Raw genomic sequence first — 15,932 nt, 5'->3', positions numbered from 1 at the left:
CGTGGTACAGACGCTGGCCAAAACTCGGAAGATCCCCTTCACCCCGGGTGTTCCAGGCGTCACTCAGCGGGCATCAACGGCAGGACGAAACACCCGAACAGCGGAGAAAGAAGGAACAGCGGTGACCGAGGGGACCGGCTTCGCCGCCGGGGACCTGCCGGACGACCTGACCGCGGCCGAGGCGGGCATGTGGCAGGCCTTCCGCAACGGCAGTGTGTACGACCTGAGCAGCGGCGACTCCGTCGTGGACGATCCGCACGGCGGCCACCCCTGGGGGCCCGAGCGGTCCGTGCGGGCGCGCATCATCGCCTGGCTGCTGCTGGACGGACCGCCCGCGCTCGCCGGGCGGGTGTCCGCGCTCAAGCTGGCCGGGGTGCGGGTCACGGGCACCCTGGATCTGGCGGGCGGGACCGTGCGGCCGTACGTCGAGCTGCGCGACTGCCGCTTCGACACGCAGGTGCTGGTGCCGGAGGCGCGGTTCAGCACACTGCGCCTGGTGAACTGCTCGGTGCCGCGCCTGGAGGCGGCCCGGCTGCACACCGAGGGCGATCTGCATCTGCCGCGCTGCCGCTTCCAGAACGGGGTCCGGCTGACCGACGCGCGCATCGGCACCGATCTCCTGATCAACCAGGCGATCGTGTACCGGGACCGCAGCGGGCGCTCGATCTCCGCGGACGGCCTCAATGTGGGCCAGGACCTCCAGGCGGAGCTGCTGGAGTCGCACGGCGAGCTGCGGCTGCGCGGCGCCCAGATCGGGGTCTCGCTGAGCCTGCGCGGCGCGCGCCTGTCCAACCCGTACTCCCGGCTGGCCCTGAACGCGCCCCAGCTCAGCGTGGAGCGCACTCTGTACCTGACCCCGGCCGGGGTGGGGAACCCGCTGCTCAGCGGGACCACACCGGCGCGCGGGACGCGGATCCAGCGGTTCGAGTGCCAGGGCGGGCTGCGGCTGGACGACGGGCGGTTCGGGGACGCGGTGGACCTGGAGCGGGCCCGGTTCACCCTCACCGACGACCAGGAGCTGTCGCTGCGCCGGGTGCACGCGCCCGAGCTGCGTTTCCTCGGGGACGGCCCGGGGCGGGGCAAGGTGGTGCTGTCGGGGGCGCAGATCATGAACCTGGTGGACCGCGCGGGCGCCTGGCCGGGCGCCGGGCGGCTGCACATGGGCGGCTTCGCCTACGAGAACCTGGTGCCCCAGGGCCCGTTCCCGCTGACCCGGCGCCTGGACTGGATCGCCGCCGCCACCGCCGAGTACGCCCCGGAGCCGTACGAGCGCCTGGCCTCGGTGCTGCGGGAGGCCGGGGAGGACGAGGACGCCCGGGAGGTGCTGCTCGCCAAGCAGCGCAGGCGCCGGGAGACGCTGCCGCTGGCGGGCAAGCTGTGGGGCTACGTCCAGGACCTGACGGTCGCGTACGGCTACCGGCCCGGCCGCGCCGCGGTGTGGATGGCGGTGCTCTGGGCGGCCGGCACCCTCGCCTTCTCGCATGCCGCGCACCCCCCGACGAACCACGACGAGCACCCCTACTGGAGCCCGGCCCTGTACACCCTGGACCTGCTGCTGCCGGTGATCGATCTCGGGCAGGTCAGCGAGTGGCAGCTGCGCGGCCCCTGGCAGTGGCTGGCCGCCGCGATGATCATGCTGGGCTGGATCCTGGCGACGACGGTGGCGGCGGGCGCGACCCGGCTGCTGCGGCGCAGCTGATGTGCGGACACGCCGTGCGGCGGCGCGTGCGGGCGGGATGCGGGCGCGTGCGGGATGCGAAGCGCGTGCGGGGTGCGGGCGCGTGCTTGTGCGGGCATGTGCGGTCATGTGTGTAAAGACCGCCCTTGACGCACCCCGTCGTACAAAAGCCGAACACTCGCCCTTTGCCGGTCCTTGACCCTTGGCCGTACAACCTTCCACGACTTCCCCCAAGCCTCTGGCGCAGCCCCGACCTGCGGACTTTCAATGGTCCGCACCATGGTTCCGCTGCCTTCGTTCATCCGCCGCTCCTGGATGTCCCGACGTTCCGCGCGCCCGGCCGGAGGGATCGCCTCCGGGGACGAGGCCGTGCTCGACGCGCCCGACGACCGGCTCTCGCCCGCGCTGGTCGCCGCCGGACGCGGCGAGTACCGGGCGGCGGCCGAGCTGCTCACGGGCACCCGGGCCGCGGCCGAGTGGGAGAGCCACGACCGGTACGCCCGGCGGCTGGCCGCGTTCGCCCGGCTGCGCTCCGAGTGGTTCGAGGACTGGCGGGCGGCCGAGCCGGACGACCCCGGCGCCCTGCTGGTCGCGGCCCAGCTGGCGGTGGACCGGGTGTGGTCCTCACCCGCCCGCGCCGAGCTGCTGCGCGAGGTCAGCCCGCTGATCACGGCCGCCGCGCGGGCCGACGTCCGGGACCCGGTGCCCTGGCGGATCGCGCTGGACCACGCGCGTGGCTCGCGGGCCGGGCACCGCTACTTCGAGGAGCTGTGGGAGGCGGCGCTGCGCCGCGCCCCGCACCACTACGGCTGCCATGTGGCCGCCCTGCGCTATCTGGGCGCGTTCTGCTGCGTCCGCTTCGGGGACACCCCGCACGTGCCGAGCGCCGCGCACCGCGCGTGCTTCGACTTCGCCGAGCTGGCCGCGCAGGACGCGCCGGCGGACTCGCTGGTGCAGGTGCTGCCCGCGTGGGCCGCGTACGGCTATCTGACCGAGGGCGGCGGGCCCGGGGTGCCCCGGCAGCGGCTGGACTCGGCGGCCGACCGCGCGATAGCCCTGTCGGCGCGGTTCGCTCCGGCCGACCCCTGGTCCGCCGGGGTGCGCAACAAGCTGCTGTACGTGCTGCTGCGCCTGGACCGCCCCGAGGACGCCCGCGCCCTGGTGCATCTGATCGGCCCCTATGTGACCTCCTGCCCCTGGGACCGGTTCTCGGACGACCCGCTCGGCCACTTCCTGCGGCTGCGCGAGCACCTGCTGTCGGGGGGCGGAGCACCCGTTCCGGCGGGGCTGCTGCCGGTGCCGGAGGACCTTCTGCCCGGGCACCGCGGTCACGCGCGTCCCGCCGACCATTAGGCTGGGGCGCCGTGACCACCGTCCGTCTGCCGCTCTTCCCGCTGAACACGGTCCTCTTCCCGGGACTCGTGCTGCCGCTGAACGTCTTCGAGGAGCGGTATCGCGCCATGATGCGCGAGCTGCTGAAGACCCCCGAGGAGGAGCCGCGGCGGTTCGCCGTCGTGGCCATCCGCGACGGGCACGAGGTGGCGCCCAGCGCCCCCGGCATGCCCGACCCCACCGCGGAACCCGAGCGGGGCCCGGCCGCGGGCTTCGGCCCGGATCCGCTCAAGTCCTTCCACCAGCTGGGCTGTGTCGCGGACGCGGCGACCATCCGGGAGCGCACCGGCGGCACCTTCGAGGTGCTCGCGACCGGTACCACCCGGGTGCGGCTGCTGTCCGTGGACGCCTCCGGGCCCTATCTGACGGCCGAGCTGGAGGAGCTGGCGGAGGAGCCCGGCGACGAGGCGGGGGCGCTCGCGGAGGGCGTGCTGCGGGCCTTCAGGCAGTACCAGAAGCGGCTGGCCGGGGCGCGGGAGCGGTCGCTCGCCACGAGCGCGGAGCTGCCGGACGACCCGAGCGTGGTGTCGTACCTGGTGGCGGCCGCGATGGTGCACGACACGCCGACCAAGCAGCGGCTGCTCCAGGCGCCGGACACCGCGTCCCGGCTGCGGGACGAGCTGAAGCTGCTGCGCGGCGAGACCGCCATCATCCGTAACCTGCCGTCGCTGCCCGCGTTCGAGCTGACGCGGACGCCGACCAGTCTGAACTGAGTCCACACCCTCATGGCGAAGAAGCCGAAGAAACAGCAGCAGTCCGGGGGCACCCCGGCGACGGTCGCGCTGAGCGCGGCGGGCGTGGAGTTCACGGTCCACGCCTACGAGCACGACCCCTCCCACCCCTCCTACGGCGAGGAGGCGGCCCAGGCGATGGGCGTCTCCCCCGAGCGCGTCTTCAAGACCCTGGTGGCCGACGTGGACGGCAGTCTCGTCGTCGGCGTCGTCCCGGTCGCGGGCACCCTCGATCTGAAGGCCCTGGCCGCGGCGGTGGGCGGCAAGCGCGCCGCCATGGCCGACCCGGCCCTGGCCGAGCGCACCACCGGCTACGTCCGCGGCGGGATCTCCCCGCTCGGCCAGCGCAAGCGGCTCCCCACCGTCCTGGACGACTCGGCCCTCGGCCACGCCACGATCTGCGTCTCGGCGGGGCGGCGGGGCCTGGAGGTGGAGCTGGCGCCGGGCGACCTGGCGGAGCTGACGGGCGCGGTGTCGGCGCCCATCGGGCGGGGTTGAGGGAGCGGGGCCGAGTTCCCGTCGGGCGGGCTGAGGCAGCGGGCCCGGGTCACCAGTGGGCTGGGCTGAGGCAGCGGGGGCCGCGTACCTGTCGGGCGGGGCCGAGGGGCCCCGGTCCGCGTGCCTGCTGGACGGAGGGGGTGCGCGTGCCTACTGGGCGGGGGTGAGCGGCACCTCGTCCGGGTGCTGGGGCTCGGGGTCGCGGGGGCCGAACAGCGCGGTCAGGCCGAGATGGACCAGCACCGCGGCGAACGGCCAGGACAGCAGCGCGGCCTTGGCGCCCAGGCGCAGCGGGGCCGGGAAGGTGACCCCCTTGCCGACCGCGCGGGCATGGGCGATGACGTCGGACGTGGGGCCGAGCCACACACCGAGCCGCCAGGCCAGCAGGGAGCCGAGCAGTGCGCCGAGCGCGAGGCCCACGACCAGCGGTACGCCGCCCCGCCTGCGCCACAGGAACGCCGCGAGCCCGCTCACCGCGCCGAACGCGAGCGCCAGCAGGGTGAACGTGCCGTCCACGCCGACCGCCTGCTCCCCCTCGGTGTCCTTGAGGTAGACCACCCAGCTGTTGCCCGACTGGTCGCCGACCAGCGGCACATGGGGCGCCAGCCGCCACCACAGCAGCCCGAGGAGCGCCCCGCAGACCGCCACCAGCACGGTGATCACGGCGGCCTCGCGCGCTTCGGTCTTCATCCCGGGGCCGTCCTCTTGGTAGGCGCCCGCCGCCGGCGCCCCGGCGGGCGGCGCCTGCCGGACCTGGTGCGCGGAGTGGTCGTGCGGGGGCGGGGGCGGGTTCAGCGGTGCGGTCACCCTGCCATCGTGCCAGGTCGGCCTGTGCGCCGCGTCACCGGACGGCGGCCCTGCGGTACGCCCACGCGGCCACGGCCAGCGAGATCACCCCGACCCCCGCGCACACCCCCAGGTCAGCGAGGACCACGGCCCAGTCCGGGTGCGCGCCGAAGGTGCGGGCGTACGCCTCCACGCCGTACGTGGAGGGCAGCAGGTCCCGCGCCAGCCGGACGAGCTGCGGCATCCGGTCGGGCGGCAGCACGCCGAGCAGCAGCGCCGCCGACATGCCCAGCTGTCCGAGCAGCGTGGCCAGCTCGGGGCGGGGCGCGAGCAGGCCGAGCGCCGCGCCGAGCCCGGACAGCGCGGCCCCGGCGAGCGGTACGACGGCCAGCAGCACCCACAGATTGGCCAGCGGCAGCCCGAACAGCACACAGCCGAAGGCGGCGGTCACCAGCGTCCCGGGCAGCGTGAAGGAGGCGTACGCGGCCGCCGTGCCCAGCACCACCGCGGCGGGCGGCACCGGCAGCGTGGCGTAGTGGTCGAGCCCGCCGCCGGCCCGCAGCTGCCCGAAGTACTGGGCGAGCAGATTGAGCGCGACGAACGCGACGACGAGCACGGAGGAACCGGCCACCACGGACCGCGCCTCGAAGCCGTTGTCGACGACACCGCGCATCATCACGGTGATGCCGATGGACTGGAAGGTCGCCACGAACAGCAGCGGGATCCGCGCCACCCGGGCCCGGGACAGCTGCGCCCGGTACACGGCCACCAGCGACGGCCACAGCCGCGCCGCGGGGGCGAGTTCGGCCGCGACCGGCTCCGCCTCCGGCAGGACGCGGGCGGTGTCCGGCAGAACCTGCGCGGGTACGACACTCACGACGAGCTGCTCCTCTTCCCTACGGCAGTCGTACCGGCCTTGCCGCGTACGGCCCGTGTGCTCATGCCGTCACCGGCCGTCATGCCTTCACCAGCCCCTGCCGGGCGGCCCCGCCGAGGGCCAGATAGACGTCCTCCAGGCTGGGCGTGGCCAGGGTGAAGTCGTCCAGGGCGGCGAAGGCGGCGCCGCCGGTCACGGTGGCGACGGCGGCGCGGGCCTCCTCGGGCGCGAGCCGCAGCGTCCAGCGCCGGCCGGTCTCCACGGCGCGTTCGCGCAGCACGGCGACCTCGGGCACGTCCAGCGGCGCCCGTTCCCGCCACACCAGTTCCACCCGGACCTCGCCCGCGACGCGTTCCTTCAGCCCGGTGGGGGTGTCGCAGGCGATGACCCGGCCCCGGTCGAGCACGGCGACCCGGTCGAGGACGGTCTCGGCCTCGATGACGTTGTGGGTGACGAGGAGGACGGTGGTGCCGTACTCGGCGCGCCGCCGGTCCACGGCCGACCAGACCGCCCGCCGGGCCACCGGGTCCATGCCGGTGGTCGGCTCGTCCAGGACCAGCAGCGGACGCTCGCCGACGAGGACGGCGGCGAAGGTGGCGAGCCGGCGCTGCCCGCCGGACAGCTTCTTCAGCGGCCGCCCGGCGATCGGGGTGAGCCCCAGCTCCTCCAGTACGGCGTCCCGCTCGGCCCGCGCCCGTGTCACGTCCAGGCCGCGCAGGCGTCCGGTGGTCTCGGCGGCGAGGGAGACGGTCAGCTCGTCCAGGGCGGTGGACTCCTGGCCGAGGTAGGCGAGGAGGCGGGCGGCCCGCTCCGGGTGGCGCACGATGTCGTGGCCGAGGATCTCGACGCTGCCCCGGTCGGGGCGCAGCAGCCCGGTGAGCTGTCGTACGAGGGTGGACTTGCCGGCGCCGTTGGGGCCGAGCAGCCCGAAGATCTCCCCGCGCCGTACCGTCAGCTCCAGGGCGTCGGTGGCCCGCACCTCGGGGGTGCCGGGTGCGCCGCGGCGGCTCTTGACGGCCGGATAGGTCTTGGCGAGCCCGCGTACGCGGACGACCTCGTCCTGCCGAAGTGCCTGCCCCACGCGCGTACTCACAAGGGAAGAGGGTACGGGGTCCGGACCTTTACCCGCCCTTGGGGCCGCCCGAACGGCACCGGCCGGAGGGCTCCTCCGGCCTCGCTCCGCCCCTGCCCCGGCCTCGCACCGGATCCCGGCCCCGTGCGGCCCCGGTCCCACCCCCGTACGGTCTCCGACGGACGCCCCGATCCGCACCGGCCTCGCACCGGGCCTCCGACCAGCCTCATCAGGGCTCCCCGGCCCCCACTCGTACCGGCCGGCTCATGCCCCGTCGCGCACCGGCCCGTCCTCCCCCGCTCCCTGCCCCGTCCTCGTCCCGGCCCGGCGCCCGGTTCCGTCTCCGCGTCGTGCTCCCGCGCCCGCCGTCTCACTCCCCCGCGCTCGCGTGCTCCGCGGCGGCCGGGATGTCGAACTCCCGCCAGAAGCCAGCCCGGATGGCGTAGCGGTCGTGCTCGTCGATCTGGTCGTCCTTGTGCGCGAGCAGCCCGAAGCGCGCGGCGTAGCGCAGCAGCTCCCCGTCGATGCGGTGCGGGATGCGCGGGTACATCTGGGAGAGCCGCTGGAGATGGCTCTGGTCACCGAGCCGGGACATCCAGCGGCGGGCGAAGACCTGCCCCACCTCGTACGGATCGCCGCCGACGGTGGTGATGTCCTCCTCGCGGTCCGCCCAGCGCTGCTCGGCCGTGGTGAGCTGGGCGAGGGTCGGCATGGCGGCGGCCTCGGCGGGTTCGGCCACCGCGCCGGGCCGGTCCACCCAGCCCTTGTCGGAGGACCAGCGCAGGGTCGCGGTGGTGGGCTGCGGGGCGGGCTGGACGGTGCCGGGGGCGCGCAGCGCGGCGAGGTCCTTGGGGGTGGGGACGCCCTTGGGCGCGGGCACCCGCTCCTGGCTGCCGTTCCCGGTGGCGCCGGACGGCGGGTGCGGCTCCTGCTCGGCGGCGCGCTCGGTGGCCGCGGAGAGCGCGGACTCGGGCAGCGGGGCGGAGAGGATCGCGGCGATCTCGGGGCGGGGCACCGGCGGCGGAGCGCACACCCCGGTCAGCTCCTTGACGCGGACGGCCTGGGTGATCCAGGCCCGGTCCAGCACGCGCCGCTCGTCGGCCTCGGCGACCAGGTCCTCGGACTGGTTGTAGTCCCCGTCGGCGGCCTGGACGGCCCACAGGTGTACGGCCACGCCGTGCTCCTTGGCCGCCATCATGCCCGGCAGCAGATCGCCGTCGCCGGTGACGAGGACGACGTCGGAGCAGGCGCGGTTACGGGCCAGCTCGGTCAGCTCGGCGTGCATGGCGGCGTCCACGCCCTTCTGCGCCCAGCGTCCGTCGCTGCGGGTGAGGGCGCCGAGGCGGACGGTGACCCGGGGCATCACGCGCAGCCGGCGGTGCTCGGGCTGGGGAACCCGGTCGGGGGCGCCGTCGAACCAGTAGATGCGCAGCAGGGGCCGCTCGGTGTCGGACTCGGCGCGGTCGCGCAGGGCCTGGATCAGTGCGGTGTGGTCGACGGTGATCCGGGACCGCGAGGGCTCGCCCGCGAGGAGGCTGGCGGCCGCGCCCAACAGATACCCGGCGTCCACCAGGACGATGCAGCGGTCCACGCGACTCACCCTCTTCCCGGGAGGTTTTGCTTCGGACTTCCTTCGAGTCTGCCCGACCGCGCGGGGGTTAACGGCCCGAACTCGATCTTCGGCGTGGCGTTTGCGGCTGTTACTCGCCAACCTACCCTGTCACACAGGGTAATTGTCCGACATGCGATTGATGTCAGCGTATGTGAATCTGAATCCGGCCCTGGCCCCTAGATCCCCCGCAGGAGGCAGATCACCATGGCCAAGAACAAGAACCGTAAGCAGGGTGGCTCGCAGAACCGCGCCGCGCAGCACGCCGGTCAGGCTCACGAGCAGGCGCAGCACACCACGGAGGCCCATGAGTCTCCGGTGACACACATCCAGGGCAGTTCCGGTGATACCGGGCGTGGCAAGAAGCAGAAGAGCTTCGGCCACAACTAATGGGCGATCGACGCCTGTTGCGTAAGAAAAGAGGGGCGCACCCATGACGGGTGCGCCCCTCTCGCGCTGCCGGGAGCCGGCTCGGCCCGCTCAGCCCGCGAGGCAGGACGGACCGAGCAGCACCTTCAGGTCGCCGAAGAGCGCCGGGTCGGGCTTGACCCGGTGCCGGTCCAGGCGCAGCACCGTGGTCTTGCGCGGCCCCTGGAGCTTGATCCGCACCTCGCTGTCGCCCTTGTGGTGGCTGAGGATCTCGCCGAGGCGGCTGACCATGGGCGGGGTGACCCGGGTCGCCGGGATGGTGAGGACCACCGGCGCGTTGGCGCCCGCGTTGGACAGGTCCGGGACCATCAGTTCCATGGCGACCAGCCGGGGCACGTCCTCGCGCTTGTCGAGGCGGCCCTTGACGAACACCACGGCGTCCTCGACCAGTTGGGTCGACACCAGCTGGTAGGTGGCCGGGAAGAACATGCACTCGATGGAGCCCGCGAGGTCCTCGACGGTGGCGATCGCCCAGGCGTTGCCCTGCTTGGTCATCTTGCGCTGGAGGCCCGAGATGATGCCGCCGATGGTGACCACCGCGCCGTCCGCGTGCTCGCCGCCGGTGAGCTGGGAGATGCCCGCGTCGGCCTTGTCGGACAGCACGTGTTCGAGGCCGAACAGCGGGTGGTCGGAGACGTACAGACCGAGCATCTCCCGCTCCTGGGCGAGCAGATAGGTCTTGTCCCACTCGTCCTCGGTGAACTGCACGTCGAGACCGAAGCCGGGCTCGTCCGCGCTGTCGTCGCCCATGCCGCCGAAGAGGTCGAACTGGCCCTCGGCCTCCTTGCGCTTGACCGCGACCACGTTGTCGATCATCGGCTCGTACTGCGCGGTGAGGCCCTTGCGGGTGTGCCCCATGGTGTCGAACGCGCCGGCCTTGATCAGCGACTCGGTGGTGCGCTTGTTGCAGACGACCGCCTCGACCTTGTCGAGGTAGTCGGGGAAGGAGGCGTACTTCCCCTTGGCCTTGCGGCACTTGATGATCGACTCGACCACGTTGGTGCCGACGTTGCGCACCGCGGAGAGGCCGAAGAGGATCACGTCGTCGCCCTGGGCGGCGAAGTTGGACTCCGACTCGTTGACGTTCGGCGGGAGCACCCGGATGCCCATGCGGCGGCACTCGTTGAGGTAGACCGCCGACTTGTCCTTGTCGTCCTTGACGGAGGTCAGCAGACCGGCCATGTACTCGGCGGGGTGGTTGGCCTTGAGGTAGGCGGTCCAGTACGACACCAGGCCGTACGCGGCCGAGTGCGCCTTGTTGAACGCGTAGCCGGCGAAGGGGACCAGCACGTCCCACAGCGCCTGGATGGCCTCGTCGCTGTAGCCGTTCTTGCGGGCGCCGCCCTGGAAGATGGTGAAGTTCTTCGCCAGTTCCTCGGGCTTCTTCTTGCCCATCACACGGCGCAGGATGTCGGCCTCGCCGAGCGAGTAACCGGCGATGATCTGCGCGGCCTTCTGCACCTGCTCCTGGTAGACGATCAGGCCGTAGGTGACGTCCAGGACCTCCTTGAGCGGCTCCTCCAGCTCCGGGTGGATCGGCGTGATCTCCTGCTGCCCGTTCTTGCGCAGGGCGTAGTTCGTGTGGGAGTTCATGCCCATCGGGCCCGGCCGGTACAGGGCCGACACGGCGGAGATGTCTTCGAAGTTGTCGGGCTTCATCAGGCGCAGCAGCGAGCGCATGGGGCCGCCGTCGAACTGGAAGACGCCGAGGGTGTCGCCGCGCTGGAGCAGTTCGAAGGTCTTGGGGTCGTCCAGCGGCAGGGACAGCAGGTCGATGTCGAGGCCCTTGTTGGCCTTCACCATCTTGACCGCGTCGTCCATGATCGTGAGGTTGCGCAGGCCCAGGAAGTCCATCTTCAGCAGGCCGAGCGACTCGCAGCTCGGGTAGTCCCACTGTGTGATGGTCACGCCGTCGGTGTGCCGCACCCAGACCGGGACGTGGTCGGTGATGGTCTCGCTGGACATGATCACGCCGGCCGCGTGCACACCCATCTGCCGGACCAGGCCCTCCACGCCGCGCGCGGTGTCGATGACCTTCTTCACATCCGGTTCGTTCTCGTACATCCCCCGGACCTCGCCCGCCTCCGAGTAGCGGGGGTGCTGCGGGTCGGTGATGCCGGACAGCGGGATGCCCTTGCCGAGGACGTCGGCGGGCATGGCCTTGGTGATGCGGTCGCCCATCGCGTACGGGTAGCCCAGCACGCGCGCCGAGTCCTTGATCGCGTTCTTGGCCTTGATGGTGCCGTAGGTGCCGATCATGGCGACCTTGTCGGCGCCGTACTTCTCCGTCACGTACCGGATCACCTCGACGCGCCGGCGCTCGTCGAAGTCGATGTCGACATCGGGCATCGAGATGCGCTCGGGGTTGAGGAACCGCTCGAAGATCAGGCCGTGCGGGATCGGGTCGAGGTCGGTGATGCCCATGGCGTAGGCGACGATCGAACCGGCCGCGGAGCCTCGGCCGGGGCCGACCGCGATGCCGTTGTTCTTGGCCCACATGATGAAGTCGGCGACCACGAGGAAGTAGCCGGGGAAGCCCATCGAGATGATGACGTCCATCTCGTAGTCGGCCTGCTTCTGGCGGTCCTCGGGGATGCCGCCGGGGAAGCGGCGCTCCATGCCCCGGCGGACCTCCTCCTTGAACCAGGTGACCTCGGTGTAGCCCTCGGGGATGTCGAACTTCGGCATCAGGTCGCGCTTCTCGAACATGCCGGTGGTGTCGACCATCTCGGCCACCAGGAGCGTGTTGGCGCAGCCCTCCTGCCAGGCGTCCGAGGAGTCGATGGCGTACATCTCGTCCGTGGACTTCAGGTAGTAGCCGGTGCCGTCGAACTTGAAGCGGTCCGGGTCGGAGAGGTTCTTGCCGGTCTGGATGCACAGCAGCGCGTCATGGGCGGTCGCCTCATGGGCGTACGTGTAGTGCGAGTCGTTGGTGACCAGCGGGGGGATGCCGAGCTTCTTGCCGATCTCCAGGAGGCCGTCACGGACCCGGTGCTCGATGTCGATGCCGTGGTCCATCAGCTCCAGGAAGTACTTGTCCTTGCCGAAGATGTCCTGGTACTCGCCGGCGGCCTTGAGGGCCTCGTCGAACTGGCCGAGGCGCAGCCGGGTCTGGAGCTCGCCGGAGGGGCAGCCGGTGGAGGCGACGATGCCCTCGGACCACTGGGAGATGGTCTCCTTGTCCATCCGGGGCCACTTCTGCAGCCAGCCCTCGGCGTACGCGTCGGAGGACAGCCGGAAGAGGTTGTGCAGACCGGTCCGGTTCACCGCCCACATCGTCTTGTGGGTGTAGCCACCGGAACCGGAGACGTCGTCGCGCTTCTGGTGCGGCTGGCCCCACTGGATCTTGCGCTTGTTGCGCCGGGACTCGGGGGCGACGTAGGCCTCGATCCCGATGATCGGGGTGACCCCGGACTTCTGGGCGGTGTGGAAGAAGTCGTACGCCCCGTGGAGGTTGCCGTGGTCGGACATGGCGATGTGCGTCATGCCCATTTCATTGCAGGCATTGAACATGTCCTTCAGCCGCGCGGCACCGTCCAGCAGCGAGTACTGGGTGTGGACGTGCAGGTGCGTGAACGGCGGCTTTGACACGGTTCGGCCTCCAACAAAGAACGTCAGGCGACGGGCGGGCGGACACTCCGGGGACAGCGTCGAATCCTATGCCCTGGCACTGACAGCCGGGATCGGTCCCCGCGTACGGTCGGGCGGGAACCGGGCACTCCTGCACGGCGTCGCCCGTTGGAGACGGCGAAAGCGCTGTCGTATCCATGGACGCACAGTGACGCACCACTCCCGCACCAGGAGGCATCCCGCGATGTCGGTCCCCCAGCTCAGCGACGAGCAGCGCGGCGAGGAGATCCTCGCCGTGTTCGACACCGCCTTCGGCAGGCTCCTGGCCGCCGACCCGGCCGCGTTCCGGGTGAAGTTCCGGAAGATGGCGGCCTCGGCCTTCGCCTTCTACCGGGGCACGGCGTGCCTCTTCTACCACGACATCGACGCCGAGCGCCGGGGCGGCCCCTACCTGGACGACCGCACCTCGCGGGTGTGGATCCACGGCGACCTGCACGCGGAGAACTTCGGCACGTACATGGACTCGTACGGCCGCCTGGTGTTCAACGTCAACGACTTCGACGAGGCGTACGTCGGCCCCTTCACCTGGGACCTGAAGCGCTTCGCGGCCTCCATCGCGCTCCTCGGGTACGCCAAGGCGCTGAGCGACGAGCAGATCACCGAGCTGGTGACGGTCTACGCGGACGCGTACCGGGAGCGGATCCACGCCCTGGCCACCGGCGCCAAGAGCGACGAGGTGCCGCCGTTCACCCTGGACACCGCCGAGGGCCCGCTGCTCGGCGCACTGCGGGCGGCCCGCTCGCTCACCCGGTTCGAGCTGCTGGACTCGATGACCGAGATCCGTGACTTCGAACGCCGGTTCGCATCGGGTCCCGGCACCGTGGAGCTGGACGCGGCCGACCGCTACAAGATCCTCGCGGCCTTCGACGGCTATCTGGAGACGCTGCCGGACTCCTCCCTGGCCCGCCCGGACTCCTACCGGGTCAAGGACGTCGTGGGCCGCCGGGGCGTCGGCATCGGCTCGGCCGGGCTGCCGTCGTACAACATCCTCCTGGAGGGCCACAGCGACGCCCTGGAGAACGATGTGGTGATCTACATCAAGCAGGCGCAGACCCCGGCCGTCTCCCGGCACATCACCGACCCGGCCATCGCCGGGTACTTCCAGCACGAGGGACACCGCACGGTGATCTCCCAGCGCGCCCTGCAGGCGCACGCCGACCCGTGGCTGGGCTGGACCGAGCTGGACGGCGCGGGCCAGCTGGTCGCCGAGGTCTCGCCGTACGCGGTCGACCTGGACTGGAGCGACCTCGACGACCCGGAGGAGATCGCGCTGGTCGTGGCCGACCTGGGCCGGGCCACGGCGACCATGCACGCGGCGGCGGACGACACCTCCGGCGAGTCCCTGGTGCCCTTCTCCACCGAGCGGGCCATCGACGCGGCGATCGCGGCCCGCGAGGAGGGCTTCGCGCCCCTGCTGGTGGACTTCGCGCACACCTACGGCGCTCGGGCCCGCGCGGACCACCACATCTTCGTGGAGCTGTTCCGCAACGGCCGGATCCCGGGGCTGTAGGCGCCCGCCGGGGCGATGGCGTGCGCGTACTCACAGGCCCCCTTTAGGGGTCCCTTACTCCGGTTCGTGACAGACTCTCCTCTCGCTATGGACATATCCGGGACCTACCTCAGAGCCGTTCGCGCGGTGCTGTTCACGGCCTTCGTCGTGACCCTCGGCACCGCGTCGCACGTGCTGCTGTCCCGGACCCCGCTGCCGGCCGCGACCGTGGCCGCGGTCGCCGCCGGCGTCTTCACCGGCGCGTACGCGCTGGCGGGCCGCGAGCGCGGCTTCGGCCGGATCGCGGCCCTGCTGGTCCCGCTGGAACTGGCCGCGGACACGGTGTTCACCACCGGCCAGCAGACCTGTTACGGCCGGGCGGGCGGCCCGGTCGCCGGCCCCCTGCACGCCTTCGGCCTCGACCTGCTGTGCCACGGCGGCGCGGTGGGCACCCCGCTGGCCCAGGTGGGCCGGGGCCAGGCCGCCGGGGTGCTGGCCGACGCCACCCCGGCCACCGCCTGGCTGCTGCTCGCCGCGCACATCGGCGTGAGCCTGCTGGCCGCCGCCTGGCTGCGCCGGGGCGAGCGGGCCCTGGTGCAGCTGCTGCGCGCGGTGGCCGCCGCCTCCTTCCGGCCGCTGCTCCTCGCGGTGGCCGCGGTCGTCGTACGACTCCTGCCGGAGGGGCGCCCGCCCCGCCCGGTCCGGCGCCGGGCCGCCGCCCGCGACCGGCTGCTCGCCCACTCCCTGGGACGGCGTGGACCGCCGTGCTCCGCCCCGCTCACCGCTTGGTGAGCGGCTCCGAGCCACCCCACCCGTATCCCGCGCACGACAGCTGCGCGACCCCCAGGGAGAACACCCAGATGAGCAAGCGGAACAGCCAGGCGTCGAAGAACGCGGCCCGGGAGCGGCTGCGCGTGGAGCGCGAGCGCCAGGCCAAGCGCGACAAGGCCAGGCGCCAGGCGTTCGTGGCCGGCGGCATCGTGGTCGTCCTGGCCGCCGCGGGCGGCATCGGCTACGCCGTCGTCCAGGCCAACAAGCCCAGCTACTGGGAGGGGCTGAAGGACGCGAAGGTCGTCGCCCCGGCCCACACCGAGGGCGCCAAGGGCACCACGGTCGTCATCGGCAAGGCCGGCGCCAAGAAGACCCTCAAGATGTACGAGGACCCGCGCTGCCCGGTGTGCGCCCAGTTCGAGCAGACGGTCGGCCCGACGCTGCACAAGGACATCGACGACGGCAAGTTCAAGTACCAGTACGTCGGCGCCACGTTCCTGGACGCGCACGACAACGGTGTGGGCTCCAAGAACGCGCTGAGCGCGCTCGGCGCCGCGCTGAACGTCAGCCCCCAGGCGTTCCTGGACTACAAGTCCGCGCTGTACTCCACGAAGTGGCACCCGGACGAGAACGACGACAAGTTCAAGGACGACAGCTACCTCATCAAGATCGCCGACACCGTTCCGGCGCTGAAGGGCAACGCCACCTTCCAGAACGCCGTCAAGAAGGGCACCTACGACGCCTGGGCGGTGAACATGTCGAAGCAGTTCGACGACAACAAGGACGGCGTGACGGGCACCCCGGCCTTCGTCATGGACGGCAAGCAGCTCAACGGCGGCAACATGATCACGTCGGTGGACGAGTTCAACAAGGTCATCGACGCCGCCGTCAAGGGCTGACGGGCCCCGCAAGGGTGACGAACCCTCAGGGGTGACGAGCCCCAGGGTGACGGCTTTTCGGAAACCGAAGG

General features: G+C 72.1%; 13 protein-coding genes. 8 read left to right on the top strand and 5 right to left on the bottom strand.

Going from position 1 to position 15,932, the window contains the following annotated elements; all coding sequences use genetic code 11:
* The first annotated feature begins 121 nt into the window (after window positions 1-121).
* The 4 genes from QHG49_RS25890 (at window position 122) to ybaK (ending at window position 4,299) form a co-directional block, all read left to right on the top strand.
* Window positions 122-1,699 (top strand): oxidoreductase, encoded by a 1,578-nt coding sequence (locus QHG49_RS25890; protein ID WP_159700561.1) that lies wholly within the window; start codon window positions 122-124, stop codon window positions 1,697-1,699.
* Between the two features lie 258 nt (window positions 1,700-1,957).
* Window positions 1,958-3,031, top strand: a complete 1,074-nt coding sequence (locus QHG49_RS25885) for a hypothetical protein (protein ID WP_370530508.1) — start codon at window positions 1,958-1,960, stop codon at window positions 3,029-3,031.
* Window positions 3,032-3,042: 11 nt separating this feature from the next.
* Complete coding sequence (locus QHG49_RS25880; protein WP_159700567.1) at window positions 3,043-3,783, top strand: LON peptidase substrate-binding domain-containing protein; 741 nt, start codon at window positions 3,043-3,045, stop codon at window positions 3,781-3,783.
* Window positions 3,784-3,795: 12 nt separating this feature from the next.
* Window positions 3,796-4,299: a Cys-tRNA(Pro) deacylase gene (gene ybaK, locus QHG49_RS25875; protein WP_159700570.1), complete on the top strand. Its 504-nt coding sequence runs from the start codon at window positions 3,796-3,798 to the stop codon at window positions 4,297-4,299.
* A gap of 150 nt (window positions 4,300-4,449) precedes the next feature.
* On the opposite strand, the gene QHG49_RS25870 is transcribed toward ybaK, so the two are convergent.
* The 4 genes from QHG49_RS25870 to QHG49_RS25855 all read right to left on the bottom strand — a co-directional run bounded on the left by QHG49_RS25870 (window position 4,450) and on the right by QHG49_RS25855 (window position 8,625).
* Window positions 4,450-5,106, bottom strand: a complete 657-nt coding sequence (locus QHG49_RS25870; RefSeq protein ID WP_301491535.1) for an AAA family ATPase — start codon at window positions 5,104-5,106, stop codon at window positions 4,450-4,452.
* Between the two features lie 34 nt (window positions 5,107-5,140).
* On the bottom strand, window positions 5,141-5,962 hold the full coding sequence (locus QHG49_RS25865; protein ID WP_159700576.1) for an ABC transporter permease: 822 nt from the start codon (window positions 5,960-5,962) through the stop codon (window positions 5,141-5,143).
* Between the two features lie 79 nt (window positions 5,963-6,041).
* Window positions 6,042-7,055 (bottom strand): ABC transporter ATP-binding protein, encoded by a 1,014-nt coding sequence (locus tag QHG49_RS25860; RefSeq protein WP_301491534.1) that lies wholly within the window; start codon window positions 7,053-7,055, stop codon window positions 6,042-6,044.
* 349 nt (window positions 7,056-7,404) lie between these two features.
* Window positions 7,405-8,625 (bottom strand): NYN domain-containing protein, encoded by a 1,221-nt coding sequence (locus QHG49_RS25855; protein ID WP_159700582.1) that lies wholly within the window; start codon window positions 8,623-8,625, stop codon window positions 7,405-7,407.
* A 225-nt stretch (window positions 8,626-8,850) separates the two neighbouring features.
* On the opposite strand from QHG49_RS25855, the gene QHG49_RS25850 reads away from it, so the two are divergent.
* Window positions 8,851-9,033, top strand: a complete 183-nt coding sequence (locus QHG49_RS25850) for a hypothetical protein (RefSeq protein WP_037653130.1) — start codon at window positions 8,851-8,853, stop codon at window positions 9,031-9,033.
* Between the two features lie 90 nt (window positions 9,034-9,123).
* On the opposite strand, the gene dnaE is transcribed toward QHG49_RS25850, so the two are convergent.
* The gene (gene dnaE, locus QHG49_RS25845) at window positions 9,124-12,663 is read right to left on the bottom strand and encodes a DNA polymerase III subunit alpha (RefSeq protein ID WP_159700585.1); all 3,540 of its coding nucleotides are present in this window, start codon (window positions 12,661-12,663) and stop codon (window positions 9,124-9,126) included.
* Between the two features lie 223 nt (window positions 12,664-12,886).
* Here dnaE and QHG49_RS25840 point away from each other — a divergent pair, with 223 nt between their 5' ends.
* The 3 genes from QHG49_RS25840 to QHG49_RS25830 all read left to right on the top strand — a co-directional run bounded on the left by QHG49_RS25840 (window position 12,887) and on the right by QHG49_RS25830 (window position 15,861).
* Window positions 12,887-14,212: a DUF2252 domain-containing protein gene (locus QHG49_RS25840; protein WP_301491533.1), complete on the top strand. Its 1,326-nt coding sequence runs from the start codon at window positions 12,887-12,889 to the stop codon at window positions 14,210-14,212.
* Window positions 14,213-14,299: 87 nt separating this feature from the next.
* Window positions 14,300-14,983, top strand: a complete 684-nt coding sequence (locus QHG49_RS25835; protein WP_301491532.1) for a hypothetical protein — start codon at window positions 14,300-14,302, stop codon at window positions 14,981-14,983.
* A gap of 68 nt (window positions 14,984-15,051) precedes the next feature.
* Entirely contained in the window at window positions 15,052-15,861 is an 810-nt protein-coding gene (locus QHG49_RS25830; protein WP_145484882.1) for a thioredoxin domain-containing protein, read from the top strand.
* Window positions 15,862-15,932 lie beyond the last annotated feature (71 nt).

This window comes from Streptomyces sp. WP-1 (assembly GCF_030450125.1).
Lineage (GTDB): Bacteria > Actinomycetota > Actinomycetes > Streptomycetales > Streptomycetaceae > Streptomyces > Streptomyces incarnatus.
The sequence above is the reverse complement of the archived record's forward strand: the minus strand, read 5'-3'. Positions and strand labels throughout refer to the sequence as shown.

What these genes read in the sequence shown, in the direction of transcription:
- QHG49_RS25850 (WP_037653130.1), top strand. Translation starts at nt 8,851, where the DNA reads ATGGCCAAGAACAAGAACCGTAAGCAGGGTGGCTCGCAGAACCGCGCC.
- ybaK (WP_159700570.1), top strand. Translation starts at nt 3,796, where the DNA reads ATGGCGAAGAAGCCGAAGAAACAGCAGCAGTCCGGGGGCACCCCGGCG.
- QHG49_RS25885 (WP_370530508.1), top strand. Translation starts at nt 1,958, where the DNA reads ATGGTTCCGCTGCCTTCGTTCATCCGCCGCTCCTGGATGTCCCGACGT.
- QHG49_RS25835 (WP_301491532.1), top strand. Translation starts at nt 14,300, where the DNA reads ATGGACATATCCGGGACCTACCTCAGAGCCGTTCGCGCGGTGCTGTTC.
- QHG49_RS25830 (WP_145484882.1), top strand. Translation starts at nt 15,052, where the DNA reads ATGAGCAAGCGGAACAGCCAGGCGTCGAAGAACGCGGCCCGGGAGCGG.
- QHG49_RS25840 (WP_301491533.1), top strand. Translation starts at nt 12,887, where the DNA reads ATGTCGGTCCCCCAGCTCAGCGACGAGCAGCGCGGCGAGGAGATCCTC.